Annotated in this window: 22 protein-coding genes; 14 read left to right on the top strand and 8 right to left on the bottom strand. The window is 73.9% G+C overall.

Annotation, left to right across the window (positions count from 1 at the left end):
• The first annotated feature begins 4 nt into the window (after positions 1-4).
• The 5 genes from ABT093_RS10615 to ABT093_RS10595 all read left to right on the top strand — a co-directional run bounded on the left by ABT093_RS10615 (position 5) and on the right by ABT093_RS10595 (position 4,214).
• Positions 5-919, top strand: a complete 915-nt coding sequence (locus ABT093_RS10615) for a F0F1 ATP synthase subunit gamma (RefSeq protein WP_350562591.1) — start codon at positions 5-7, stop codon at positions 917-919.
• A gap of 2 nt (positions 920-921) precedes the next feature.
• Positions 922-2,367 (top strand): F0F1 ATP synthase subunit beta, encoded by a 1,446-nt coding sequence (atpD, locus tag ABT093_RS10610; RefSeq protein ID WP_350562589.1) that lies wholly within the window; start codon positions 922-924, stop codon positions 2,365-2,367.
• 185 nt (positions 2,368-2,552) lie between these two features.
• Positions 2,553-2,936 (top strand): F0F1 ATP synthase subunit epsilon, encoded by a 384-nt coding sequence (locus tag ABT093_RS10605; protein ID WP_350562587.1) that lies wholly within the window; start codon positions 2,553-2,555, stop codon positions 2,934-2,936.
• A 145-nt stretch (positions 2,937-3,081) separates the two neighbouring features.
• Positions 3,082-3,582 carry a DUF2550 domain-containing protein gene (locus tag ABT093_RS10600; RefSeq protein ID WP_344324216.1) on the top strand — a complete coding sequence of 167 codons (501 nt, stop codon included), beginning with the start codon at positions 3,082-3,084 and terminating at the stop codon, positions 3,580-3,582.
• Positions 3,583-3,623: 41 nt separating this feature from the next.
• Positions 3,624-4,214, top strand: coding sequence for a cob(I)yrinic acid a,c-diamide adenosyltransferase (locus tag ABT093_RS10595; RefSeq protein ID WP_350562585.1), 591 nt, complete (start codon positions 3,624-3,626; stop codon positions 4,212-4,214).
• Positions 4,215-4,257: 43 nt separating this feature from the next.
• Here the strand turns inward: ABT093_RS10595 and ABT093_RS10590 are convergent, their stop codons facing one another.
• A complete protein-coding gene (locus tag ABT093_RS10590; protein WP_350562583.1) occupies positions 4,258-4,851 on the bottom strand; it encodes a hypothetical protein in 594 nt (197 codons plus the stop codon).
• A gap of 154 nt (positions 4,852-5,005) precedes the next feature.
• Between ABT093_RS10590 and ABT093_RS10585 the strand changes: the two genes are divergently transcribed.
• The 5 genes from ABT093_RS10585 (at position 5,006) to ABT093_RS10565 (ending at position 11,295) form a co-directional block, all read left to right on the top strand.
• Entirely contained in the window at positions 5,006-6,217 is a 1,212-nt protein-coding gene (locus tag ABT093_RS10585; RefSeq protein ID WP_350562581.1) for a sensor histidine kinase, read from the top strand.
• Complete coding sequence (locus tag ABT093_RS10580) at positions 6,214-6,864, top strand: response regulator (RefSeq protein ID WP_350562579.1); 651 nt, start codon at positions 6,214-6,216, stop codon at positions 6,862-6,864. The genes ABT093_RS10585 and ABT093_RS10580 overlap by 4 nt, the downstream gene beginning before the upstream one ends.
• Before the next feature lie 179 nt (positions 6,865-7,043).
• Entirely contained in the window at positions 7,044-7,913 is an 870-nt protein-coding gene (locus ABT093_RS10575; RefSeq protein WP_350562577.1) for a 3-hydroxyacyl-CoA dehydrogenase family protein, read from the top strand.
• A 411-nt stretch (positions 7,914-8,324) separates the two neighbouring features.
• Positions 8,325-8,657 carry an STAS domain-containing protein gene (locus ABT093_RS10570; protein WP_350562575.1) on the top strand — a complete coding sequence of 111 codons (333 nt, stop codon included), beginning with the start codon at positions 8,325-8,327 and terminating at the stop codon, positions 8,655-8,657.
• A 214-nt stretch (positions 8,658-8,871) separates the two neighbouring features.
• Positions 8,872-11,295 (top strand): ATP-binding protein, encoded by a 2,424-nt coding sequence (locus ABT093_RS10565; protein WP_350562573.1) that lies wholly within the window; start codon positions 8,872-8,874, stop codon positions 11,293-11,295.
• A 4-nt stretch (positions 11,296-11,299) separates the two neighbouring features.
• Here the strand turns inward: ABT093_RS10565 and nucS are convergent, their stop codons facing one another.
• Positions 11,300-11,959: an endonuclease NucS gene (gene nucS / locus ABT093_RS10560; protein ID WP_350562571.1), complete on the bottom strand. Its 660-nt coding sequence runs from the start codon at positions 11,957-11,959 to the stop codon at positions 11,300-11,302.
• Between the two features lie 510 nt (positions 11,960-12,469).
• On the opposite strand from nucS, the gene ABT093_RS10555 reads away from it, so the two are divergent.
• Positions 12,470-12,862, top strand: coding sequence for an SCO5389 family protein (locus ABT093_RS10555; protein WP_350562569.1), 393 nt, complete (start codon positions 12,470-12,472; stop codon positions 12,860-12,862).
• An 18-nt stretch (positions 12,863-12,880) separates the two neighbouring features.
• Here the strand turns inward: ABT093_RS10555 and ABT093_RS10550 are convergent, their stop codons facing one another.
• A complete protein-coding gene (locus tag ABT093_RS10550; RefSeq protein ID WP_350562567.1) occupies positions 12,881-14,149 on the bottom strand; it encodes an LLM class flavin-dependent oxidoreductase in 1,269 nt (422 codons plus the stop codon).
• 226 nt (positions 14,150-14,375) lie between these two features.
• On the opposite strand from ABT093_RS10550, the gene ABT093_RS10545 reads away from it, so the two are divergent.
• Positions 14,376-14,699 carry an Rv1322 family protein gene (locus ABT093_RS10545; RefSeq protein WP_350562565.1) on the top strand — a complete coding sequence of 108 codons (324 nt, stop codon included), beginning with the start codon at positions 14,376-14,378 and terminating at the stop codon, positions 14,697-14,699.
• An 11-nt stretch (positions 14,700-14,710) separates the two neighbouring features.
• Here the strand turns inward: ABT093_RS10545 and ABT093_RS10540 are convergent, their stop codons facing one another.
• Both ABT093_RS10540 and ABT093_RS10535 read right to left on the bottom strand, forming a co-directional pair.
• On the bottom strand, positions 14,711-15,475 hold the full coding sequence (locus ABT093_RS10540) for an ABC transporter permease subunit (RefSeq protein WP_350562563.1): 765 nt from the start codon (positions 15,473-15,475) through the stop codon (positions 14,711-14,713).
• Between the two features lies 1 nt (position 15,476).
• The gene (locus ABT093_RS10535) at positions 15,477-16,481 is read right to left on the bottom strand and encodes an ABC transporter ATP-binding protein (RefSeq protein ID WP_350562561.1); all 1,005 of its coding nucleotides are present in this window, start codon (positions 16,479-16,481) and stop codon (positions 15,477-15,479) included.
• Positions 16,482-16,574: 93 nt separating this feature from the next.
• Between ABT093_RS10535 and ABT093_RS10530 the strand changes: the two genes are divergently transcribed.
• Complete coding sequence (locus ABT093_RS10530; protein WP_350562558.1) at positions 16,575-17,372, top strand: alpha/beta fold hydrolase; 798 nt, start codon at positions 16,575-16,577, stop codon at positions 17,370-17,372.
• Positions 17,369-17,689: a hypothetical protein gene (locus tag ABT093_RS10525; RefSeq protein ID WP_350562556.1), complete on the top strand. Its 321-nt coding sequence runs from the start codon at positions 17,369-17,371 to the stop codon at positions 17,687-17,689. Before ABT093_RS10530 ends, ABT093_RS10525 begins: the two co-directional genes overlap by 4 nt.
• Positions 17,690-17,755: 66 nt before the next feature.
• Here ABT093_RS10525 and ABT093_RS10520 read toward each other — a convergent pair whose 3' ends face one another.
• The 3 genes from ABT093_RS10520 to mce form a co-directional block, all read right to left on the bottom strand.
• Positions 17,756-18,685 (bottom strand): coiled-coil domain-containing protein, encoded by a 930-nt coding sequence (locus ABT093_RS10520; protein WP_350562554.1) that lies wholly within the window; start codon positions 18,683-18,685, stop codon positions 17,756-17,758.
• Positions 18,686-18,792: 107 nt separating this feature from the next.
• The gene (locus ABT093_RS10515) at positions 18,793-23,343 is read right to left on the bottom strand and encodes a polarized growth protein Scy-related protein (protein WP_350562552.1); all 4,551 of its coding nucleotides are present in this window, start codon (positions 23,341-23,343) and stop codon (positions 18,793-18,795) included.
• A 495-nt stretch (positions 23,344-23,838) separates the two neighbouring features.
• Entirely contained in the window at positions 23,839-24,273 is a 435-nt protein-coding gene (gene mce / locus ABT093_RS10510) for a methylmalonyl-CoA epimerase (RefSeq protein WP_350562550.1), read from the bottom strand.
• Positions 24,274-24,523: the final 250 nt, after the last annotated feature.

Genomic DNA, 24,523 nt, shown 5'->3' with positions numbered 1-24,523 from the left:
ACCCATGGGAGCACAGCTTCGGGTCTACAAGCGCCGGATCCGCTCTGTCACCGCGACGAAGAAGATCACCAAGGCGATGGAGATGATCTCCGCGTCGCGCATCGTCAAGGCGCAGCGCGCGGTGGCCGCCTCCACTCCGTACGCCGATGAGCTCACCCGGGCGGTGACGGCGGTGGCCACCCGGTCCAACGCCAAGCACCCGCTCACCACCGAGAACCCGAGCGCCTCGCGCGCCGCGGTCCTGCTGGTCACGGCGGACCGCGGTCTGGCGGGCGGCTACTCGACCAACGCCATCAAGGCCGCGCTGACGCTCACCGAGCGCCTGCGCGCCGAGGGCAAGGACGTGGTGACGTACATCGTCGGCCGCAAGGGCGTCTCGTACTACGGCTTCCGCAACCTCAAGGTCGCGGACTCGTGGACGGGCTTCTCCGACAAGCCGACCTACGGGGACGCGAAGACGGTGGCGGCCGAGCTGATCGAGGCCTTCACGGCGGAGACCGGCGGTGTGGACGAGCTGCACCTGATCTCGACCGAGTTCGTGTCCATGCTGACGCAGAACGCGGTCGAGGCCCGGCTGCTGCCGCTGAAGCTGGACGAGGTCCAGCTCAGCGACCAGACGTCGGCCAAGGCGGAGATCTTCCCGCTGTACGACTTCGAGCCGTCGGCGGAGGGCGTCCTGGACGCGCTCCTGCCGCGCTACGTCGAGAGCCGGATCTACAACGCGCTGCTGCAGTCGGCCGCCTCCGAGCACGCCGCCCGCCGCCGCGCCATGAAGAGCGCGACGGACAACGCCGGCGAGCTCATCAAGTCGCTCACGCGGCTTGCCAACTCGGCCCGTCAGGCCGAGATCACCCAGGAAATCAGCGAGATCGTCGGTGGCGCGAACGCCCTGGCCGACGCTAGCGCGGGGAGCGAATGAGTATGACCACCACTGTTGAGCCGACCACGGCGACGGGCCGCGTCGCGCGGGTCATCGGCCCGGTCGTCGACGTGGAGTTCCCCGTCGACGCGATCCCGGACATGTTCAACGCCCTGCACGTCGAGGTGGACAACCCCGACGGCTCGGGCAAGAAGACCCTGACCCTCGAGGTCGCCCAGCACCTCGGCGACGGCATGGTCCGCGGCATCTCGATGCAGCCGACCGACGGCCTGGTCCGCGGTTCGCAGGTCACCGACACCGGTGCCGCCATCTCGGTGCCGGTCGGCCAGATCACCAAGGGCAAGGTCTTCAACGCCCTCGGCGACGTGCTGAACGTCGACAAGGACGAGTTCGAGTCGCAGGTCCAGGTCCGCTGGCCGATCCACCGCAAGGCCCCGGAGTTCAAGGACCTCGAGTCCAAGACCGAGATGTTCGAGACGGGCATCAAGGTCATCGACCTGCTCACCCCGTACGTCACCGGTGGCAAGATCGGTCTGTTCGGTGGTGCCGGTGTCGGCAAGACCGTTCTGATCCAGGAGATGATCTACCGCGTCGCCGAGAACTTCGGTGGTGTGTCGGTGTTCGCCGGCGTCGGCGAGCGCACCCGTGAGGGCAACGACCTCATCGACGAGATGGTCGACTCGGGCGTTCTGGACAAGACCGCGCTGGTCTTCGGCCAGATGGACGAGCCGCCGGGCACCCGTCTGCGCGTCGCGCTCTCCGCGCTGACCATGGCGGAGTACTTCCGTGACGTCGAGAAGCAGGACGTGCTCCTCTTCATCGACAACATCTTCCGGTTCACCCAGGCCGGTTCCGAGGTGTCGACCCTGCTCGGCCGTATGCCCTCCGCGGTGGGTTACCAGCCGAACCTGGCCGACGAGATGGGCCTCCTGCAGGAGCGCATCACCTCGACCCGCGGTCACTCGATCACCTCGATGCAGGCGATCTACGTCCCCGCGGACGACCTGACCGACCCGGCGCCGGCCACCACCTTCGCCCACCTGGACGCGACCACCGTTCTGTCGCGTCCGATCTCGGAGAAGGGCATCTACCCGGCCGTCGACCCGCTGGACTCCACGTCCCGCATCCTCGACCCGCGGTACATCGCGCAGACCCACTACGACACGGCCATCCGTATCAAGGGGATCCTGCAGAAGTACAAGGACCTCCAGGACATCATCGCGATCCTCGGTATCGACGAGCTGTCCGAGGAGGACAAGGTCACGGTCCACCGTGCCCGCCGCATCGAGCGCTTCCTCTCGCAGAACACCTACGTGGCGAAGCAGTTCACCGGTGTCGAGGGTTCGACCGTGCCGCTGTCGGAGACCATCGAGGCCTTCAACGCGATCGCGGACGGCAAGTACGACTCCGTCCCGGAGCAGGCCTTCTTCATGTGCGGTGGCATCGAGGACCTCGAGAAGAACGCCGCCGAGCTGGCCAAGAAGTAGTCCGGCCGGTAGCAGCCGAGCGTGATCGTGAGGGGTGGGCCCCAACCCTGGGACCCACCCCTCGCGTCGCATCGGCTGTGATTCCGGTCAAATCCGTGCCGCCGGTTTCATGCCGGGGGCGCGGGCCCGTTATTCTTACCGAAACTCCCGAGTAATCGGGCGTTGCATGAGCCTAGGAGCCCACGTTGGCTGAGCTGCACGTCGAGCTGGTCGCAGCCGACCGCAAGGTGTGGTCCGGTGCGGCCACCATCGTCGTCGCCCGTACGGCCTCCGGTGACACCGGCATCATGCCGGGTCACACCCCGGTGCTGAGCGTGCTGGAGACCGGTCCGGTCACCATCCGCACCACGGACGGCAACACCGTGATCGCCGCGGTGCACGGCGGCTTCATCTCCTTCGCCGACAACAAGCTGTCTCTGCTCGCGGAGATCGCCGAGCTGGCGGACGAGATCGACGTCGCGCGCGCCGAGCGCGCACTGGACAAGGCCAAGTCCGACCTGGACGCGCACGCCGAGCGGCGCGCCGAGGTCCGGCTGTTCGCGGCGCGCGGCCACAAGGCCCACGCCTGAGTGTGCCGGACCCCGCCCGAGCGGGGTCGACCGACGGTCCCGGGGACGCGTGAGCGTGACCCCGGGACTGTCGTCTCAGTTGGTAGGTACGCGGTCGCCGGGACGACCGACACGGGGAACGCGGGTAGCGAGGAGGTAGGTGAGCATGGTCCTCGCCCTTGTGGTGTGTGCGGCGGTCGTGGCGCTCGGTGTGATCGGGCTGGTCGCGTTCGCGGTACGCCGCCGTGTGATCCAGCGGGTCGGTGGCACGTTCGACTGCAGCTACCGGCTCAAAATGCCGGCCGACGCCTCGACGCAGCCCGACCTCGACGAGAACGGCCAACCCACCCCGGCCCCGGTCCCGCAGACCGACGGCAAGGGGTGGGTTTTTGGTATCGGCCGGTACAGCGGGGACTCCATCGAGTGGTTCCGGGTGTTCTCGTACGCCCCGCGTCCGCGCAAGGTGCTGCCGCGCCGGGAGATCGAGGTGCTCGGCCGGCGCTACCCGGAGGGGCAGGAGGAGCTGGCCCTGCTCTCCGGTTCGGTGGTGCTGCGCTGCCTGCACAACGGCGCCCCGCTGGAGCTGGCGATGAGCGAGGACGCGCTCACCGGCTTCCTCGCCTGGCTGGAGGCGGCCCCGCCCGGGCAGAGGGTCAACGTCGCCTGACCGGGGCAACGGGGGGCGACCCGCCCGGCTAGGCTGGCCGCATGGTCAATCTGACGCGCATCTACACCCGCACCGGCGACGACGGCACCACCGCGCTGGGCGACATGAGCCGCACGACCAAGACCGACCCGCGGCTGGTCGCGTACGCGGACACCAACGAGGCCAACGCCGCGATCGGCGTGGCGATCGCGGCCGGCGCACTGCCCGAGGACGTCGTCACCGTGCTGACCCGGGTGCAGAACGACCTCTTCGACGTCGGCGCCGACCTGGCCACGCCGGTGGCCGAGAACCCGCCCTCGTCCCATTCCAGGGTGGCCCCGCCGCTGCGGGTCCTGCAGTCCTACGTCGACAGGCTGGAGACGGACTGCGACCACTACCTGGAGACGCTGGAGAAGCTCCGCAGCTTCATCCTCCCCGGCGGCACCCCGGGCGCCGCGTACCTGCACCTGGCCTGCACCGTGGTGCGCCGGGCCGAGCGGGCGACCTGGGCGGCGATCGACACGCACGGGGACACCGTCAACCCGCTGACCGCCAAGTACCTCAACCGGCTGTCCGACCTGCTGTTCATCCTGGCCCGCTCGGCCAACAAGGAGCGCGGCGACGTGCTCTGGGTGCCGGGGGAGAACCGCTGAGCCCTGGCATTCCAGCGGCTCGGCGGCTCGGCGGTCCGGCCGCTCAGCGGTCCGACCGCTCGGGGATCTTCCAGCCGGTGATCCGGCCGTCCTCGACGATCGCGCCGGCCGGGGGCTGCTTGGGCCAGAGCGTGTAGCTGACGGCGATCGCCGTGTTCACCACCGCGGCGATGCCCAGCTTCCAGTACCACTGGTCGAACACCTCGCTCCCGGGGGCGTCCGTGAGCAGCTTCAGCGCGGTGATCAGGGTGATCGTGATCGCCGCGGAGACCAGGGTGCGCAGGCAGATCTGCCATTCGTAGCGGCTCCGCCCGGCGCCGTACTTGGGCGCCGGCAGCGGCTTCGGCCCGCCGGCGAAGCGGTGCAGGAAGCGGGCGTCGGCCCAGCGGACCACGGACGGGCCGTAGCCGATCGAGAAGCCCAGGTAGCTCGCGGCGAGCGCGTGTGTCCAGGAGGCGGTGGCGCCGCCGCGCAGGTCGAACAGGGTGAGGAGGAAGAGCACGAGGTCGATCACGGGCAGCCCGACCAGCAGGACGGTGCTGACCGCGCGCCACCGCAGCAGGTAGCGGGTGGCCAGGCCCAGGGCGAGGACCACCCAGAAGGCGACCTCGGCGGAGAGGATGAGTGTGACGATCATGGTCTGCTCCGGCGCTCGGTGATGCCTCCAGACTCCCGGAGCACCCTCGCGCGCGCGTCGTCGCCGGGGACGGGTCCGGGGTGCACCTTTCGATGTACCCGGACTCCTCCCGGCACCCGAGCCGGGCGGCGGGCCGGGATGATCTGATGGGGGCGTGCGCAGACCGACACCCACCCCACGGCAGGTCGACGCGGGCATCGCGCTCGCCGGCCTGCTCGGCGGGCTGCTGCTGATCGCCTTCCAGGTGTACGACCACTCCTCGGCCATTCCGCGCTGGCAGGTGCTGCCCGCCCTGTTCGCGATGGCGGGCCTGGAGCTGTTGCGGCGGACCAGACCGATCCTGATCGCGGTCCTCGGCGGACTGGTCTTCACCGGGAGCATCTTCTCCGGTGCCCTGCTGGCGACCACCATCATGTACACCGACCTGCTCTACGCGGCGGTGGTGTACGGCCCCCGCCGGATGTCGCCGATCCTCCACCTCAGCGGCACCACCTCGGTGCTGGTGCTGACCACCCTGACCTTCGTCTACAGCGAGCCGGGCACGGCGGTCACGGTGGCGGTGGTCACCACCCTGGTCTTCCTCGGCCCGCTGTGGACCGCCGACATCGTGCGCAAGCACCGGCAGGAGGCGGAGACCCAGCGGCTGCGGGCGGAGCAGACCGCGCTGCTCTCGGAGATGGACCGGCGCGAGGCGGTCGTCGCCGAACGGGCCCGGATGGCCCGCGAGTTGCACGACGTGGTGGCCAACCACCTGTCGGCGATCGCGATCCACGCGACCGGTGCGCAGTCGATGGCGCGCCGTCAGCGCCGGCCCGCGGACGACCCGGTGGTGGAGGTGCTCGGGGTGATCCGGGAGAACAGCGTCCAGGGATTGGCCGAAATGCGACGCATCATCGGGCTGCTGCGCGACAGCGGCGGCGGCGAGGCCGACGCGTCGTACGCCGCGCCGGACCTGGCGGCGGTGGACGCGCTGCTCGCCAAGGCGCGGGCGGCCGGGCGGGACGTCGGGCTGGGCTTCGAGCTGGCCGAGCGCGGTGAACGGGGCGCGCTGCCGGTGCCGGTGGAACTGGCCGCGTACCGGATCGTGCAGGAGTCGCTGACCAACGCGCTCAAGCACGCCGGCCCGGGGGAGGTGCGGGTGGTGCTGGACTTCCGGCCCGAGGAGCTGCGGATCGCCGTGGACAGCCCGTTCCGGGTGGGGGCGGGGCAGGCGCTGCCGGGTGCGCGGGCCGGACTGGTCGGCATGGCGGAGCGGGCCTCGCTGCTGGGCGGCAGCTTCGAGGCGGGGCCGCGGGACGGCAGGTGGAGCGTGCGCGCGATGCTGCCGCGGACGCTGTCGACGGAGGAAGGAACGGGACGGGCATGACGATCCGGGTGCTGGTCGCGGAGGACCAGGCGGCGGTCCGGGCGGCGCTGGTGATGATCCTGCGGGCGGAGCCCGACCTGGAGGTGGTCGGGCAGGCGGCGGACGGCGAGGAGGCCGTCCGGCTGGCGCTGGAGCTGCGGCCGGACGTCGTCCTGATGGACGTGCAGATGCCGCGGCTGGACGGCGTCTCGGCGACCCGCCAGGTGGTGGCGGCCGGGGCGGCGCAGGTCCTGGTGCTGACCACCTTCGACCTGGACGAGTACGTCTACGGCGCGCTGCGGGCCGGGGCGGCGGGCTTCCTGCTGAAGGACCTGGAGGCGGACGCCCTGGTCGAGGGCATCCGCACGGTGGCGCGCGGGGACGGCATGCTGGCGCCCTCGGTGACCCGGCGGCTGATCGGCACCTTCGCCCGCCCGGACCGGACGGTGGGCCCCGAGGTGCGGGCGGCGGTGGACGGGCTGACGCCGCGCGAGCGGGAGGTGCTGGCCTGCATCGGCGCCGGCCTGTCGAACGGTGAGATCGCCGCGCGGCTGGCGATGGCGGAGGCGACCACCAAGACGCACGTCAGCCGGATCCTGGCGAAGCTGCGGCTGCGCAGCCGGGTGCAGGCGGCGATCCTCGCCCAGGATCTCGGTCTGATGATCTGATCGACCGATTTGCTCAGGTGATCAGGTCGGTCGCAGATCACACCTCCGGATGGCACCACGGGCGGCGTCCGGGGACTAAAGTCCGGCCCATGAGCGATGCGGCTCGGCGGGTGACCCCTGCCTTGAGCCGCCTTCAGGGCCCGCCCATCCGGGCGGCGACGGCATCGGGAGACCCAGCCATGAGCAGTGCGTCCAGCAAGCAGATCGCCGTGATCGGTGCCGGCCTGATGGGCGCCGGCATCGCCCAGGTCTCCGCCCAGGCCGGGCACCCCGTGGTCCTGCGCGACGTGACCGAGGAGGCGCTGCGGCGCGGCCTCGACGGCATCCGCGCCTCCTACGACAAGTTCGTCTCCAAGGGCAGGCTCACCGCCGAGGACGCCGAGGCGGCGCTCGGCCGGATCACCACCACCACCGACCTGGGCGCGGTCGCCGAGGCCGACATCGTGGTCGAGGCCGTCTTCGAGCAGCTGGACGTCAAGGAGGGCGTCTTCAAGGAGCTCGACAAGCTCGCCAAGGACGGCGCGGTGCTCGCCTCCAACACCTCCGCCATCCCGATCACCCGGATCGCCGCCGCCACCTCGCGCCCCGAGTCGGTCGTCGGCGTGCACTTCTTCTCGCCGGTGCCGCTGATGAAGCTGGTCGAGCTGGTCCGCGGCTACAAGACCAGCGACGAGACGCTGGCCGCCGCCCGGGCCTTCGCCGAGGGCGTCGGCAAGGAGGTCGTGGTGGTCAACCGCGACGTGGCCGGCTTCGTCACCACCCGCCTGATCACCGCGCTGGTCGTCGAGGCCGCCAAGCTCTACGAGTCGGGCGTCGCCACCGCCGAGGACATCGACACCGCCTGCCGCCTCGGCTTCGGCCACCCGATGGGACCGCTGGAGACCGCCGACCTGACCGGCGTGGACATCCTGCTGCACGCCGCGCGGAACATCTACAACGAGACCCAGGACGAGAAGTTCGCCGCCCCGGAGATCATGGCGCGCATGGTCACCGCCGGTGACCTCGGCCGCAAGAGCGGCCGCGGCTTCTACCCGCACCCGGGCAAGTGACCCCGCGCGGCTGAGCAGCCGAGCAGCCGGGCAGGACGGGCCACCCGGCCCGCCCTGCCAGGGGCGGGTGAGTTTCCTCACGCCGGTGCCGCAGACGGGTGATTTGGGCGGTAATCGAGCGTAGGTGTGGAGAGTTCCTGCGTATATTCCCTCGGAAGAGTGAAGTTGCTTCAGATCCGGCCACAACCAGCAACCCAGGGGGCCGGCTCGCCGTCAGATGGATGACGGGGAACCCGGCATTCCGGCCGGGGCCGGCGCGTGGGGCCGCGGGGCCCGCCCGGCGCCCGGTTCGCCACCGCCCCTCCTCCGGCCCGAGACCGGCGACACCCGCACCCGCCGACACCCGCACACCACCCGCCCGTACACCCGCACACACCCGTACCCCAGGCCCGCCCCGCGGAGGAGGAGAGCATGCGCATCACCGGCGACCACGCGGCGCTGGCCATCGAAGGCCGCCTCGACGTGCGCACCGCCGCCGACGCGCGGGCCCTGCTGCACCAAGCCGTCGACGGCGGGCTCGGCGACCTCGTCCTCGACCTCGCCCGGCTGGAGTTCTGGGACGCCACCGGCCTGGGCGTGATCATGGGCACCCACCGCCGGGCCGGCCGGATCGGCCGCCGCCTGGTGCTGCGCTCCGTCCCCGCCCAGCTCCAGCGCCTGCTGGTGGCCACCCGGCTGCACCGCATCCTCGCCGTCGAGGGCGCCACCGCCGACCCCCGAGGCGCCACCCTTCCCGCCCTCTGACCCCTCCGGCCCGCTCCTGCCCCTCCCGGGGCCCGACGGACCCCGCCCGCACCCCCGCGGGCCCCGAACCGCCGCACCACGGTGGCGGGAGGACGCTGCGCGGGCGGGGGCGGATGTGCGAGAGTCTGGCGTCAGGACACGGCCCGCACGGCCCGGCCTTGCCGGGGCGGCGGCCGGTACGGGTTGACGGCGCGAGCGTGGGGCGGAGCAGAACGTGGCACAGCCAACCGGTGACTTCCGGCAGGAGTCCGTGCGCACCCGGAGCGGTGAACTGGTCTCCGGGGGACTGCTGGTGACCGTCGGCGGCCCCGAGGGCTCCGAGGTGCGGCCCTGCCCCGAGGAGTGGCGCCCCCGGCCCCGCCGTACCGACCCCGGCGCGCCCGCCCGCGGCCCGGCCGGCGACGCCGGCCGCCAGGTCGGCCCGCTCGCCCTCGGCGCCGGGCCCGCCGACCTGCCGCTGTTCGACCGCGAGGCCGACATCGCCCAACTGCTCGAACTGCTCGCCGAAGGCCGGTCCATACGCCTGGTCGGCCAGGCCGGCTCCGGCCGCAGCGCCCTGCTGTCCGCCGTCGCCGAGGCGGCCGGCGGCCTCGCGCCCGGCGGCGTGGTCCGGCTCTGCGGCCACCGCCGCACCGCCGCCGACCTGCTCCAGGACCTCTTCGCGGCCACCCACCACGCCCCCGGCTACCGGCCCGATCCCGGTCAGCTCGTCGACCACCTCGCCCGGGTCGGCGCGATCGTCGTCATCGACGAGGTCGCGCCGGTCGGCGCCGAACTGGAGGCGATGCTCGGCGCCGCCCCCGACTGCGCCTTCCTGATCTCCGGCGCCCCCGACGGCCCGCTGCTCCCGGCGGACTCCCGGCTCCAGGACCACCTGGTCGCCGGCCTCTCCCGGCCCGCCTGCCTGGCGCTCGCCGCCCGGCTGGCCGGGCGGCCCCTGGACGCCGCCGAGAAGGCCTGGGCGGTGGACCTCTGGTTCGAGTCCGAGGGCCTGCCGCTGCGCTTCGTCCAGGCCGCCGCGCTGCTGCGCCAGCGCGACGTCGCGGTGGACGCGCTGGTCGCCGCGGAGGAGGACCGGATGGACGTCTTCGGCGCGGTCGAGGAGCCCGCCCGCCACCCCGACCCGGCGGTCCGCGAGGCGGCGTGGCGCGACACCGTGCCGCTGCCCTCGGTCGCCGAGTCCACCCTGCCCGCCGTCCGGCTCGCCGAGGGGCTGAGCGAGACCGCGCAGACCGTGCTGCGGCTGGCCGTGGCACTCGGCGGCGAGTGCCCCACCGCCCCGCACCTGCCCGCGCTGATCGACGTCGGCCAGGGCGAGAGCGCGCTCGCCGAACTCACCGACGCCGGGCTCGCCGTCTCGATCGGCGGCCACCACCGGCTCACCGCCGGGGCGCTGGAACTGCTCGTCCCGCACTGGCCGGCCCGCGGCATCACGGACGGCGCCGCCCAGCACTTCGCCTGGTGGGTCGGCCACTCCTCGGTCTCGCTGCCGCAGATCGCCGCCGAGGCCGAGGTGGTGATCGGCGTGCTGCTCGCCGACCGGGCCGCCGGACGGCACGACGCGGTGCTGCGGCTGGCCCGGGCGGCGGCCCCCGCGCTGGCCCTGGCGCTGCGCTGGGGCGCCTGGGAGCGCGCCCTGCGGCTCGGCCTGGAGGCCGCCCGGCGGACCGGTGCCCGGGCCGACGAGGCCTGGTTCCACCACGAGTTGGGCGTGTACGCCGTGTGCGCGCACGAACCCGGCCGGGCCGGAGCCGAGTTGGAGGCCGCGCTGGCACTGCGCGGCGCGCTCGGCGAGCCGCGCGGGACGGCCGGGGCGCGCCGGATGCTCGACCTGCTGCGCGCCGAGGGACGGCAGCTGCCGCCGGCCGCGCCGGCCAAGGCGGCGCCGGTCCGCCGCCCCGGGCTGCGGGCCGTCGCCCGGGTGCCGCTGGGGTTCGGGAGCAGGCGCGCCGCGATCGCGGCCTCGGCGGCGGTCCTGGCGCTGGGCGTGCTCGGTACGGCGGTCGGCATGACCGTGGCCGGGGACGGGAAGGGCAACGACCCGCACAGCAGCAGCGACGACGGTTCCGTCCTGCCCGGCGCGGGCACCTCGCCGCGCTCCGGCTCGCCGCGGCCCTCGGCGTCCTCGCCGTCCGCCCCGTCCTCGTCGGCCGTGCCGCCCGCCGAGGGGCCCTCGGACGGGGGCACCGCGCAGGCCTCGGAGGCCCCGGAGGACGAGAGCGCGCCGAGCGGCGGCGCCACGGCCTCGCGGACCCCCTCCGGCTCGCCGTCGGCCTCGGCCTCGAAGCGGCCGAGCCGCTCGCCGAGCCCGGGGGAGAGCACCACGGCCGCCCCCGCGCAGCCCTCGGCCCCGAACCCGCCCCAGCCCCCGGCGGGGGGCACGGGCGGTGGTACGGCGGGCGGGTCGGGCGGCGGCACTGGCGGGACGGGCGGCAGTACGGGCGGCGGTGGGACGCAGCCCGGCGGGAGCACCGGCGGCGGGGGTCAGCCGACCGGCGAGACCAGTCCGCCCCCCGCCACGACGGCCCCGACGACCCCGGCGCCCACGCAGCCCGGCACGCCCGCGCCGACGACGACGCCGCCGGACTCGGCGAGCCCGACGGCGTCCGCGACGTCCCCGTCGCCCAGCGGCAGCTGACCGCTCAGAACAGCTTCAGCTTGTCGTCGTCGATGCCGCGCAGCCCGTCGTAGTCCAGGACCACGCAGCCGATGCCGCGGTCGGTGGCCAGCACCCGCGCCTGCGGCTTGATCTCCTGCGCGGCGAAGACGCCCTTCACCGGTGCCAGCAGCGGGTCGCGGTTGAGCAGCTCCAGGTACCGGGTGAGCTGCTCGACGCCGTCGATCTCGCCGCGCCGCTTGATCTCGACGGCGATCGTCGTGCCGTCCGCGTCGCGGCACAGGATGTCCACCGGGCCGATCGCGGTCGGGTACTCGCGGCGGATCAGCGACCAGCCGGCGCCGAGCACCTCCATCCGGTCCGCGAGCAGCTCCTGGAGGTGGGCCTCCACGCCGTCCTTGATCAGGCCGGGATCCACGCCGAGCTCGTGCGAGGAGTCGTGCAGCACCTCCTCCAGCGTGATGATGAGCTTCTCGCCGGCCTTGTTCTCCACTGTCCAGACCCCGTCGGCCTCCTTGAGGACGCACGGCGGGGACATCCAGTTGAGCGGCTTGTAGGCGCGGTCGTCGGCGTGGATGCTGACGCTGCCGTCGGCCTTGACCAGGATGAGCCTGGTGGCGGAGGGCAGATGGGCGGAGAGCCGACCGGCATAGTCGACTGAGCAGCGGGCAATTACGAGACGCACGGTCGACCACGCTAGCCCACCGGGGCCAGTTGATGCGATTCCACGACGACCGGGTGAAGAATCCGCGAACCCCGCCACCATGGATGCCCTGCGAACCCGCGAATGCCTGTCGGCACCCTGGCGGCCACCACCATAGGCCGCTACGGTGTGTGACGGATTGCTTGCGGGAGTGCTGTCAACGGGGATGGAGACTTCAGATGAACGATCCGACAGGATCAGGCCAATGTGGTGCACCCGGGCGCATTCCCGGAGCAATCCGCAGGAATCACCGGCCTGGCTCGTCGTTGACTGCCACGCTGTTCTGAGCGGCCGACGCCCCCGGCCCAGTCCCTCGACGGGCCGGCGGCGCCCCCGCGTCGGCGCGGTGCCGGCAACACGGCCGTCCGGCGGCGTCACACCCGTCCGACGGTGTTCCGGACACGTACGCGTCCCCACCCTCACCCTCAGCTTGGACTTGGACCACGCATCACCACCCGGGCGCCGCGCGGGTGGACCGCGAGAGGAGAACCCATGTCGCTCGACGTCTCACCGGCCCTGCTGGAGAAGGCCGAGCGGGACGAGGTCGACGAGCGGGAGTTCGTCGACTGCGTCCGCGTCTCCCTGCCCTACGCCTGGGACCTGATCAGCTCGCTGGTCGCCCAGACGGAGGTCGACGGCACCGACTTCGCCGACAACCAGGTACCGCCGCCCAGCGAGCAGGCCCGAGGCCAGCTCCTGCGGGCACTCGCCAGCAACGCCATCCGGGGTGCCCTGGAGCGGCACTTCGGTGTCCAGCTGGCCTTCCAGAACTGTCACCGGGTGGCGGTGTTCCGGCCGTCCTCCGCCAACAAGAGGCGCTACGAGCGCTTCACCTCGGTCCGCGAACAGCTGCTCAACCAGTCCGACGAACTCCGCGACTGCTGAAGGATCGCCCGGCGGGGGTCAGCTCAGCTGCGGCAGCACCTCGGAGCCGAGCCGGCCGATGTTGTGCAAGGTCGCCTCCCGGTCGCCGCTGCCCTCGGCGAGCAGGGCGAACCGGCGGATGCCGGTCCGTTCGGCGGTGGCCAGCAGCCGGTCCGCGCACTGCCTGGGCGTCCCGACGGCGTGCAGGTCGCAGAGCAGTTCGGTGTACTGGCGCGGGTCGCGCATCTTGCGCTCCCGGCCGTCCACCGTGCGGTGCGCGCCGAGCCCGAACTCGAACCAGCCGGGCATCGCGCGCAGCAGGGTGGCCCGGGCCGCCGAGGTGCGGTCGTCGACCTGGGCCACCCCGGCCGCGACGTGCTGGAGGCCGACCCGGCGCAGCTGCTCCTCGCCGCGTCCGGCCGCCAGCCAGGCGGAACGATACAGCTCCAGCATCCGCAGCTTGTCGTCGTCGCCGGAGTGCATGCCGAGCAGCATCGGCAGGCCGCGTTCGGCGGCGGTGCGGACCCCGTCGGGCGAGGTGCAGGCGACCACCACCGGTGGTCCGGCCGGCGGGCGCCCGGCGGTGGTGAGCTGCTCGTCGGCGGGGCCGTCGGCGTCCTGGCGCTGACGGGGGAAGCGCAGCACCCCGGTCCGGTCGTCGAGGCCCAGCCAGGCGCCGAGGTCGGGACGGCGGGGCGGTTCGGTGGCCCGGGGGACCACGGCCACCTCGGGGAAGCTGAACTGCGGCCCGGCCGCGCCCACCCGGGAGCCGCGCAGCCAGCGCAGCAGCAGGTCGAGCCGCTCCGGGAAGCCCCCCTCGAAGGCGTCCACGCCGCCGCCGAACACGTCCAGGTCGATCCACGGGCCGCCGCGGCCCACTCCGAGCGTGAAGCGTCCGCCGGAGGTGAGGTGGAGCAGCGCGGCCTGTTCGCCGAGGGCCACCGGGTGCGCGGTGGAGAGCACGCTGACCGCCGTGCCGACGCCGATCCGCCTGGTCCGGCCGAGCAGCAGCGCGGCCAGTGTGGCGGCGTTCGGGCAGACCCCGTACGGGACGAAGTGGTGCTCGGCCAGCCAGACGCTGTCCAGTCCCGCCCGCTCGGCCGCGACGGCGGCGCGCACCGTGCGGTCCAGTGCCTCCCCGTGCGTCTGGCCGGGGAACTGCGCGGAGAGCAGGAACGCGCCGACCCGGACCGGTGCGGTGTCCGCGGTGGCGGTGCCGGCGCGCTGGATCGCCGGTAGCGGCGTGCCGGCCGGCGGGCGGACCCCGACGGGCCGGCGGGTCTCGGCGCGGGCGCTGGTTCTGGTCATTCTGAGGCCTCCTCGGGTGCGCGCAGGGTCTGCGGGCCCCGCCTGTCCCCTCGTGAGTAGCCGATGTCATGTGCCAATGGCACGCCGGAGCACCAATTTCCCGGAGAAACGGGTGGATCTCCCAGGAAACACCCGATCATCCTCCGATGCCGTGATAGTGGCCCGGCCGGGTGGCGCCCGGCCGTAGGCTGGAACGGTTCCCGCACCCCGTAGAGAGGTAGCCGCCGTGTCGCCCCGACGCAACCGGATCAAGAGCGCCGCCGACCGCGACCCGGCCGAGCCGGCCGCGCCGCTCGGTGGCTCGCTGCGCCGGACCGAGAACTACCGGGGCGAGGACTGGGTGGTGCAGACGGTCGCCGGAACGGCCGGCCGGTACTACCGCTGCCCGGGCTGCGACCAGGAGATCCCGCCCGGCGTGGGCCACGTGGTGGCCTGGCCGATGCACGGCGCGGGGGTGGACGACCGCCGGCACTGGCACCGGGCCTGCTGGGGCGCTCGGGAGCGCCGGGCCTCGAACCTGCTCCGCGGCCGCGGCGCTCCCCGGTACTGACCCGCCGGCGCTCAGGCGTCGCGCTTCTTCAGCACCATCGCCCCGCCGACCAGCGCGGCCAGTGTCCAGGCCAGGCAGATGACGAAGCCCGCCCACGGCCCGTACGGCTGGTCCTGCTGCTCGTAGACCAGCAGCATCCGGGAGCCGGCGTAGTCGGGGAAGTAGTGGGCGACGGTCTTGGCGCCCGGCACCGCCGAGAGGATCGGCGAGAGCAGGAAGAAGAACGGCACCAGCACACCCAGCGCCAGGGTCTGGTTGTGCAGCATCGCGGTGACGCCGGCCGAGAAGAGGCAGAGCATCGTGAGGTAGAGCGCGGCGCCGAACACCGCGCGCAGCACGTGCGGTTCCCCCAGTGAGGTGGAGTGCTCGCCGAGCAGCGCCTGGCCGGTGAAGAAGGTGAGGAAGGCCGTCACCAGCGAGACGGCGAGGGCGAGCCCGCCGAGCACCACGGCCTTGCCGGTCAGCAGGGTGCCGCGCTGCGGGACGGCGGCCAGGGTGACCCGGATCATCCCGCTGCTGTACTCGTTGCCGATCGCCAGCACGCCGAAGACGATGATGGCCAGTTCGCCGAGCATGATGCCGGCGAAGGAGGTGCCGGTGGCGTCGAACGGGGAGGTGTCGCTCCGGAACTCCTCGAAGTTGTTGTTGGTGAGCAGCGACAGCAGGGCGCCGACGCCGAGGGTGACCACGAAGGTCAGCGCGAGGGTCCAGACCGTCGAGCGGACGCTGCGGATCTTGGTCCACTCGGAGCGCAGGATCGCGGGGAAGGACGCCATCTCAGTTCTCCTCCGTGCCGCGGGGGGCCGGCTGTGCGGCCCGGTCGTTCCGCCAGTCGGCGCCCCAGGCGCGGGGCGCGCCGGCCGCGTCCTGGCGCGGCCCGTCGCCGGCGTGGTACTCCACCGCGTCGGCCGTCATCTGCATGAACGCCTCCTCCAGCGAGGCCTGCTGCGGGCTCAGCTCGTGCAGCACCACGCCGTTCGCGGCGGCCAGCTCGCCGAGCGCGGCGAGGTCGCCGTCGACCACCTCGTAGGAGCCCTCCGGACCGGGTTCGTGCCGCAGTCCGGCGCCGGCCAGGGCGTCGAGCAGCCGCTCGGGCTGCGGGCTGCGCAGCCGCACGGCGGAGCGGGAGTTGCGGCGGATGAACTCGGCCATCGGCAGGTCGGCGAGCAGCCGGCCCCTGCCGATGACCACCAGGTGGTCGGCGGTGACGGCCATCTCGCTCATCAGGTGGGAGGAGACGAAGACCGTGCGGCCCTCGGAGGCGAGGCGCTTCATGAGGTTGCGGATCCAGAGGATGCCCTCCGGGTCGAGGCCGTTGACCGGTTCGTCGAACATGACGATCTCCGGGTCGCCGAGCAGCGCGCTGGCGATGCCCAGGCGCTGGCCCATGCCGAGGGAGAAGCCGCGGGCGCGTCTGCGGGCGACCGGGGTGAGGCCGACCAGGGCGAGCACCTCGTCCACCCGTCGCTCGGGGATGCGGTTGCTCTGGGCGAGCCAGAGCAGGTGGTCGCGGGCGGTGCGGCCGGGGTGGACGGCCTTGGCCTCCAGTAGCGCTCCGATGTACTTGAGCGGTTCGCTGAGCTGTCCGTACCTCCTGCCGTCGATGGTGACCCGGCCGCCGGTCGGGCGGTCCAGGTCGAGGATCATGCGCATGGTGGTGGACTTGCCGGCGCCGTTGGGCCCGAGGAAGCCGGTGACCACCCCCTGCGGGACCTTGAAGCTCAGCCGGTCCACGGCCAGGGTCTTGCCGTAACGTTTGGTCAGGTCGTGCAACTCGATCATGGAGCTCTCCCTCACTCTCCGTCAGGCTATGACATAGCGGACAAGGCGGCCCGCTGAGTGGGCCCGCCGGGCGCACCGGCATACGGTGGCCCCATGACCCAGCTCCCCTCCGCAGTGTCGTTCCGCGAGAGCGGCACCGGAACACCCCTCGTGCTGCTGCACGCCTTTCCGCTCAACGCCGCCATGTGGTCCGCCCAACTGCGCGAGCTGCCCGGCCGGGCCGGGGACCGGGCCCGGGTGATCGCCCCCGACCAGCGCGGCTTCGGCGGCACCGGGCTCGGCCCGGAGGAGCCCGCGCTGGAGACCGTCGCGGACGACCTCGCCCGGCTGCTGGACACCGCCGGGATCGACCGGGCGGTGCTCGGCGGGATCTCCATGGGCGGCTACGTGGCGATGGCCTTCGCCGAGCGGCACCCGGACCGGCTGGCCGGCCTGCTGCTGGCCAACACCAAGGCCACCGCCGACCCGGAGGCCGCCAGGGCGAACCGGGAGCGGATCGCCTCCGCCGTGCTGGCCCGCGACAGCGTCCGGCTGCTGCTGGACGAGCGGATGGCGAACGGTCAGCTCGGCCCCGAGTCGCAGCACCTGGCCGACCGGGTGCGGGAGATGATCGCCGCCGCCCCGCCGGCCGCCGTCGCCTGGGCCCAGCGGGCCATGGCGGCCCGCCCGGAGCGCCTCGACGTGCTGGCCGGGCTGCGGGTGCCGGCGGCCGTGGTGGCGGGCGCGGACGACGCGCTGATGCCGCTCGACGAGGCGGAGCGGATGGTGCGGGCGCTGCCGGACGCGGAACTGACGGTGCTCCCCGGGGTGGGCCACCTGAGCGCGATCGAGGCGCCGGAGGCGTTCGACGCGGTGGTGCTGCGGCTGCTGGAGCGGGTGGCGGCGGGATGAGGGAGGAGCAGGCGGAGACCGGCGGCTGGGACTTCTCCGCGCTGGAGGTGACCGGCCGGATGCCGGTGACCAACCGGGGCGAGGGGCTGCTCGAACTGACCCTGGAGCCGCTGGGCGAGGACTACTGGATGCGCCCGGGGGAGACGTTCATCGTCACCTCGTACGGGGACTACGGCCCCGGGCACCCCTTCGAGGTGCAGTACTGGCCGGACTCGGTGTCGGTCTGGTGCACCTCGTGGTTCGGGACGGTCTCGGACGACGAGGGCAACCAGCTGAGCTGCGGGCACCAGCGCCCGGACGGCGCCTACCCGCGCTAGAGGACCGCGGAGAGCGGACGGCCCCCGCCCGGGGAGGGCGGGGGCCGTCGGGGCCTGCGGGCCGCGTCAGCGCGACTGCTGGGCGGGCACGCCCATGGTGTCGTCGTTCGGCAGCGAGGCGGCGGCCACGGCCGCGCCGGTCAGCGTCGCCAGCATCTCGCGGACGTTGGTCAGCTGGGCGTTGATGCTGTCGCGGCGGTTGGTGAGCGCCGCCAGCTCGCGCTCGGATTCGCTGCGGATGCGGTCGGCCTTGGCGTTGGCGTCGGCCACGATGTCCTCGGACTGGCGCTGGGCCGTCTCGACGGTCTGGCGGGCGCGGCGCTCGGCGTCGGTGCGCAGCTTCTCGGCCTCCAGGCGCAGCTGCTCGGCGCGGTGCTCGATCTCGGCCAGCCGCTTCTCGGCCTTGGCCTGACGGGCGGCCAGGTCGCGCTCGGACTGCTCGCGGCGCTTGGCCAGGTTGGTCTCGAACTCCAGCGCGGCCTGGGCGGCCTTGGTGCGGGTCTCCTCGAAGAGGGCGTCCGCCTCCTCGCGCTTGTTCTGGGCGTCCTTGTTGGCCTCGGCGCGCAGCTGGGCGGAGTCGCTCTTGGCCTTGTCGACGATCCGCAGACCCTCGTCCTCCGCCTTGGCCTTGCGGTCCTTGGCGTAGTTCTCGGCCTCGGTGCGGACCTGCTGGGCGGCCGCCTCGGCGAGCTCGCGGTGCTGCTCGGCGGCGCGGTGCGCCTCCTCGCGCAGGTCCTTGGCCTCCTCCTCGGCGAGCCGCAGGATCTTCTCGACCCGGGCGCCGAGACCGGCGTACGACGGCTCGGACTCGGCGACCGCCGCCTGGGCGGTCTGGGTCTCCAGGTGGAGCTCCTCGATACGCTTCTCGAGGGCGCTGATCCGGGTCAAGGCACTGTCACGGTCGGCCACCAGCTTGGTGATCCGCTCGTCGACCTGGGCGCGCTCGTACCCACGGCGCACCAGGTCGAAGCCGTGAGGGGAGTGACTGTCGCTCATGGGGTTCTGGGCTTCCTGTCGTCAAACCGCTGAGGTGGTTGAGGGAATCCTGACACGGTACCGGAGTGTCGGCGACGAAACGCCGTTGTCCCGCGGACAATGTCCGCTCAATCGGGTGGTGCGCTCTTGGAGCGATTGCCGCCCGACCGGGGAGAGCCAATTCCGGCACCAGCCTTGGCACCCCCGTCCTTCTTGCTGCTGCTTCCCCCGTTGGTCTGTGCGACCGGTGACGGCGCCTCGAAGGCCTCCAGCGCGGACAGCACGTCCTGCACCCTGGAGATCTCGGTGTTGATGTCCTTGCGGCGGCGCACCAGTTCGTCCAGCTCGCGCCGGCCCTCGTCGGTGGCCCGCTCCGCCTCGGCCCGTGCCTCGGCGAGCAGCCGCTCGGCCTCCGCCTTCGCCAGTTCGATCTGCTCGTCGGCGGCCCGGTCGGCGGCCCGCAGCCGCTTCTCGGCCTCGGCCGAGGCCGACTCCAGCCGCTCCTCCGCCTCGTCCTGAGCGGACTTCAGCTTGGCCTCGGCCTTGATGATCAGCGCCTCGGCGCGGTCGGTGGAGCCGGAGAGCTTGGTCTCGGCCTCCTTCAGCAGGCCCTCCGCCTTGCGGACGGCCGAGAGGCGGACCTTGCTGGCCTCGGCGGACGCCTCCGAGGTCAGCTCGTTGGCCCGGTCCTCGGCGGCCGCGACCAGCGCCGCCGCCCGGTCCTCGGCCTCGGCGACGGTGGCCACCGCCTGCTCCTCGGCCTCGGTCAGCTGCTCCTGGGCGGCCGTCACCAGCGCGTCCACCCGCTCGCCGGCCGACTTCATGGCCTGTGCGTTCTCCTTGCGGGCGCGCTCGTGCAGGGCCTCCACCTCGGCGTCGGTGCGCTCGCGCAGCTCCTCGGCGCGCTCGCGGATCGCGGTGGCGTCCCGGCGGGCCTCGGAGAGCAGCGCGTCGGCGTCGGCCCGGCCCTTCTCGACGGCCTCCTGCCCGGCGGCCTCGCCGCCGGCGACCAGCCGGTCGGCCTCCTTGCGGGCGGCGGCGACCATCGCGTCCGCCTGCTCCTCGGCGGCGGCGGTGGTGGCCAGCGCGGTGGTCCGGGCGTCCTCGCCGAGCGCCTCGGCGTCGGCGAAGGCCTTCTCCAGCACGGACTTGGCCCGCTCGCGGGTGGCCTTGTCGAACTGCTCGGCGGCCTCGCGGACCTCGGCGTCGTAGGCGTCGGCGCGGCCGTGGGTGGCCCTGTCGTACTCGTCGGCGAGGGTGCGGGTGGCGAGCGCGTACTCCTCGGCCTCGGCGCGCAGCGCGGCGGCGAAGTCCTCCGCCTCGGCGACGGTCGCGGCGGCCCGCTCCTCGCCGGCGGCCACCGTCCGGGCGGCCAGCTCCTCGGCCTCGGCGCGCTGGTGCTCGGCGGCCTCCTGGGCGGCGCGCAGGGTGTCCTCGGCCTCGGCGCGCAGCTGCTCGTCGTAGGCCTGCGCCTCGGCGCGCTGACGGGCCAGCTCGGCCTCGGCGGCCTCGCGGTCGGCGGCCAGCTCCAGTTCGGTCTGCTCGCGCAGCGCGGTCGTCTCGGCGGCGGTCCGGGCGCGCAGGTCGGCGGTCTCCCGCTCGGCGCTCTCGCGCAGCCGTGCCACGTCCTGTTCGGTGCCGGCGCGCAGCTCGGCGGTCTCCCGGTCGGCCAGCGCCCGCAGCTCGGTGGTCTCCCGGTCGGCGGTGTCGCGCACCTCGGCGGCGGCCCGTTCGGCCTGCTCGCGCAGCTCCTCGGCCTCCTGCTCGGCGGCGGCCCGCAGCTCGGCGATCTGCTGGGAGGCGGTCTCGTGCAGCCCGGCCACCGACTGGCGGACCTCGGCGGCCTCCTCCTCGGCGGCCTCGACCAGGGCGGCGGCCTCGGTCCGGCCGGCCTCGATGAGCTGCTCGCCGTCGCGCCGGGCCTGCTCCAGCTCCTCGCCGGCCTCGGTGCGGATCGCGGCGGCGGTGGCGCGCGCCTCGGACAGCTCGCGGCCGGCCTCGGCGCGGACCGTCTCGGCCTGCTCCTCGGCGAGCGCCAGCTCGGCGGCGCCCCGCTCGCGCAGCTCCTTGGCGGCGGTCTCGGCCTCGGTGCGGCGCCGCTCGGCGGCCGTCTCGGCGGCCTCGCGGACGGCGGCGGCCTCGGCGGCGGTGCGTTCGGTGAGTTCCTTGGCGGCCGCTTCGGCTTCGGTGCGGACGTGTTCGGCGTGGGTGTCGGCGGCCTCGCGGACGGCGGCGGCCTCGGCGGCGGTGCGTTCGGTGAGTTCGGTGGCGGCGGTCTCGGCCTCGGCGCGGCGCTGTTCGGCGGCGGTCTCGGCGGCTTCCAGCGCGCGTTCGGCCTCGGCCTGCAGGCGGGCCGTCTCGGCGGCGGTGCGCTCGGTCAGCTCCTTGGCCGCCGTCTCGGCCTGCTCACGGGCGGCCGCGGCGGCGGCCAGCTGCTCGGCGGTCTCCTCGCGCTCCCGGAGCAGCCCGGCGGCGGCCTCCTCGCGCTCGCGCCGGCTCTCCTCGCGCAGCGCCTCGGCGGCGGCCTCGGCCTCGGCCCTGGCCCGGGCGGCCTCGGTGTCGGCCTCGGTGCGCACCCGCTCGGCGTCGGCCACCGCGGCGTCCCGCACGGCGTTCGCCTCGGCCTGCGCGTCGGTCCGCAGTGCCTCGGCGGCGGCGCTCGCCCCGGCGCGCACCCGCTGGTCGAACTCGTTGGCCTCGCGGCGCAGTTCGGCGGTCTCGCGCTCGGCGGCGGCCCGGTTCTCGGCGGCCGCGGCCTTGGCGGCGGTGAGCGCGTCCCGGCTCTGCTGCTCGGCCGTGGCGGCGGTCTTCTCGGCCTCGGCGCGGGCCCGCTCCAGCGTCTGCTCGGCCCGGCTCTGGGTCTCGGCGGCCTGCTCCTTGGCCTGCTCGCGCAGCCGCTCGACCTCGGCGGCGGCGCCGGCGCGCAGCTCGTCCGCGTCGGACTTGGCCTTGGTGAGCAGTTCCTCGGCGCTCTTCGCCGACTCCTCGATCTGCAGCACCGCCTGCCGGCGGGCCTCGCCGCGCACCCGGTCGGCCTCGGCGGCGGCCTGCGAGCGCAGCTCCTCCGCCTCGGCGCGCATCCGGGCGGCCTCGTCCTGCATCTCCTGGATCCGCTCGCGGATCGCGGCGGCGTCGTCGAGGGCGGCGTTCTGGGCGGCCTCGACGGCGGCCTGCGCCTGCTCGCGCAGCCGCTCCGCCTCGGCGGCGGCCTCGGTGCGGATCCGCTCGGCCTCGGCGGCGGCGCCGGAGCGGGCGGCCCCGGCGTCCCGGTCGGCCCGGTCGAGCATCTCCTCGGCGCTCTTGGCGGCCTTGGCCAGCCGGTCCGCGGCGTCCTTGGCCCCGGCCGCCCGGCCGGCCTCCTCGGCCTCGCCGCGCAGCCGCTCGGCGGCGGCCTCGGCCTGCGCCCGCAGCTCGGCGACGTCCTGCTCGGCCTGGGCGCGCATCTCTGCGATCGCGGCCTCGGCCTCGGCGCGCAGTTGCCCGGCCACCGACTCGGCGGTGGCGCGCAGCCGCTCGCTCTCCTCGGCGGCGGCGGCCTTGGCGGCCTCCGCCTCGGCCTGCTTGGTGGTGGCCTCGGCGCGGATCGCCTCGGCCTCCTTGGTGGCCTGGGCGACCATCCGGGCCACCTCGGCGCGGGCGGTCTGCGAGCGCTGCTCGCTGGCGGCCTCGCCGTCGGCGACCTTCCGCACGGCGGCGGCCTCGGCGTCGGCCTGCAGCTGTTCGGCGGCGGCCTCGGCCCGGGCGCGCAGCTCGGCGGCCTCCTGGCGGGCCCGCTCGGCCTCGGCGACGGCCTCGGCGCGCAGCCGTGCTATCTCCGCCTGGGCGTGGTCCAGCTCCTGCTGGGCGCGGGCCTGCTCGGCGGCGGCGGTCTCCTTGAGCCGGCCGATCTCGGCCCGGGCGACGGCCAGCTGCTGCTCGGCGGCGGCGTGCGCGGCGGCGAGCTGCTGCTGGGCCTCGCCGCGGGCGGCGTCCACGTCGGCGGCGGCCTGGGCGCCGGCCTGCTGGGCCTGCTCGGAGGCGGCCCGCAGCAGTCGTTCGGCGTCGCTCTGGGCACGCTGGAGCGCGGCCTCGGCGGCGGCCTGGGCCTCGCCGCGGGCGGCGTCGACGTCGGCGGCGGTCTGCGCCCGGGCCTGGTCGGAGAGCGCGGCGGCCTCGGCGCGGGCGGCGGCCATCATCCGCTCGGACTCGGCGCGGGCCTCCTGGAGCAGGCGCTGGGCCTCCTGCTCGGTGCCGGCCCGGGTCTGCTCGGCCCAGCTGACGTTCTCGTTGACGTGCTGTTCGGCGCTGCGCCGCAGCTCGGCGAGTTCCTCCTCCAGCTGGCGGCGGCGGGCGGCCAGCTCGGCCTCCAGCCGGGCGGTGCGCTCGGCGGCCTCGGCCATGATGCGCTGGGTGGCGGCCTGCGAGTCGCGCAGCTGGCGCTCGGCGTCCGCGCGCAGCTGCTGGGCCTGCATCTCGGCGGTGCGGAGCATCTGCTCGGCCTGGCCGGAAACGGCGTCGAAGGCGCGCGGCTGGGCGAGCATGCGGCGGGACTCGTGCAGCTTGGCCCGGAGCACCTCCACCTGGTAGGCGAGGTCCTCGGCATGCTCGACTGACTTGTCCCGCTCCTTGCGAGTCCGATCCATCTCGGCCTCGAACTGGGAGAGGTGATCGTCAACCTCGTAGCGGTCGTAGCCCCGCACTCCGCGGTCCCATCCATCTCCTGGTCGCGTCCTCGACCCGGCCGGTCCGCCCGCCCGATGTCCGGGCACGGTCCGACTGGTCCTTGCATCCGCGGCTGTCCGGACATCCCCGCCTAGCCGGGGACGCCCGCCGCGGTCGTCGGAGTCCGGGGCGTGGGAGCGCGGTCGATCCGCATTCCCCCGTCCGGGTGGACTCCTGGGCGAACTCTTGCCTTGTGGAGAATGGTGACAGATCCGTCTTGCGACTGTTCAGCCGTGCCCGCGTAATGGACTCCCCTGCGACGGGCCTCCCACCGGGGCGGACGGGCCTGTCTTCGGCCGTGCTCGTCGTCCCCGTCCCCCGGAGTCTTCGCGCACCTGGGCATTGTAGTGGGAGCGTCATGCGGGGGAATGGTCGCGTGGGGGTTTTCCGGGTTGCCCGACGAGGTTACTGACGGGTCATGAGGGTCGCGGGGCGGCGGACGGCCGGGTGCCGCCCCGCGACGGGGACACGCCTCAGTGCGCGCCGGGCTCGGCGGCGGTGACCAGCTCGGTCAGCACCCCGCCGCAGTCCTTGGGGTGCAGGAAGGTGATCCGCGAGCCCATCGAGCCGGTGCGCGGCTGCTCGTAGAGGACCCGCACGCCCTTGGCCCGGATGTCCTCGGAGTCGGTGTCGACGTCGGCGGTGCCGAAGGCGATGTGGTGGACGCCCTCGCCGTTCTTCGCCAGCCACTTGCCGACCGGGGAGTCCTCGCGGATCGGCTCCAGCAGCTGGAGGTAGGAGGCGCCGCCGTCTCCGGTGTCGTTGATCTTGAGCATGGCCTCCCGGACGCCCTGCTCCTCGTTGACCTCGCTGTGGAACACCTCGAAGCCGTAGGTGGCGCGGTAGAACTCGACCGTCTTGTCGAGGTCGTGGCAGGCGATGCCGATGTGGTCGATGCGGGTGAGCACGGGGGCCTCCGGTCCGGGGACGGGTGCGACAGGACGGCAACAGTGCAGCGCATGCCGGGCGGCGGCGCCACCGATCACGGTGCGAGTCTGCTCACACGGGCCGGGGCGCAGGGTTCACCCGGATCGGCGCGGCACGGTGTTGACTGGATGGTGCCAGTGCGCTCGATCACATCTTGGGTCCGGTGACGGGCGGGTAACAGGTCAGTACATTGAGCGGAATCCTCCACCTGGCCACGACGTGCGAAGGGGC

Origin of the sequence: Kitasatospora sp. NPDC002551 (assembly GCF_040296005.1) — a bacterium.
In the GTDB taxonomy this organism is placed as follows: Bacteria; Actinomycetota; Actinomycetes; order Streptomycetales; family Streptomycetaceae; genus Kitasatospora.
The sequence above is the reverse complement of the archived record's forward strand: the minus strand, read 5'-3'. Positions and strand labels throughout refer to the sequence as shown.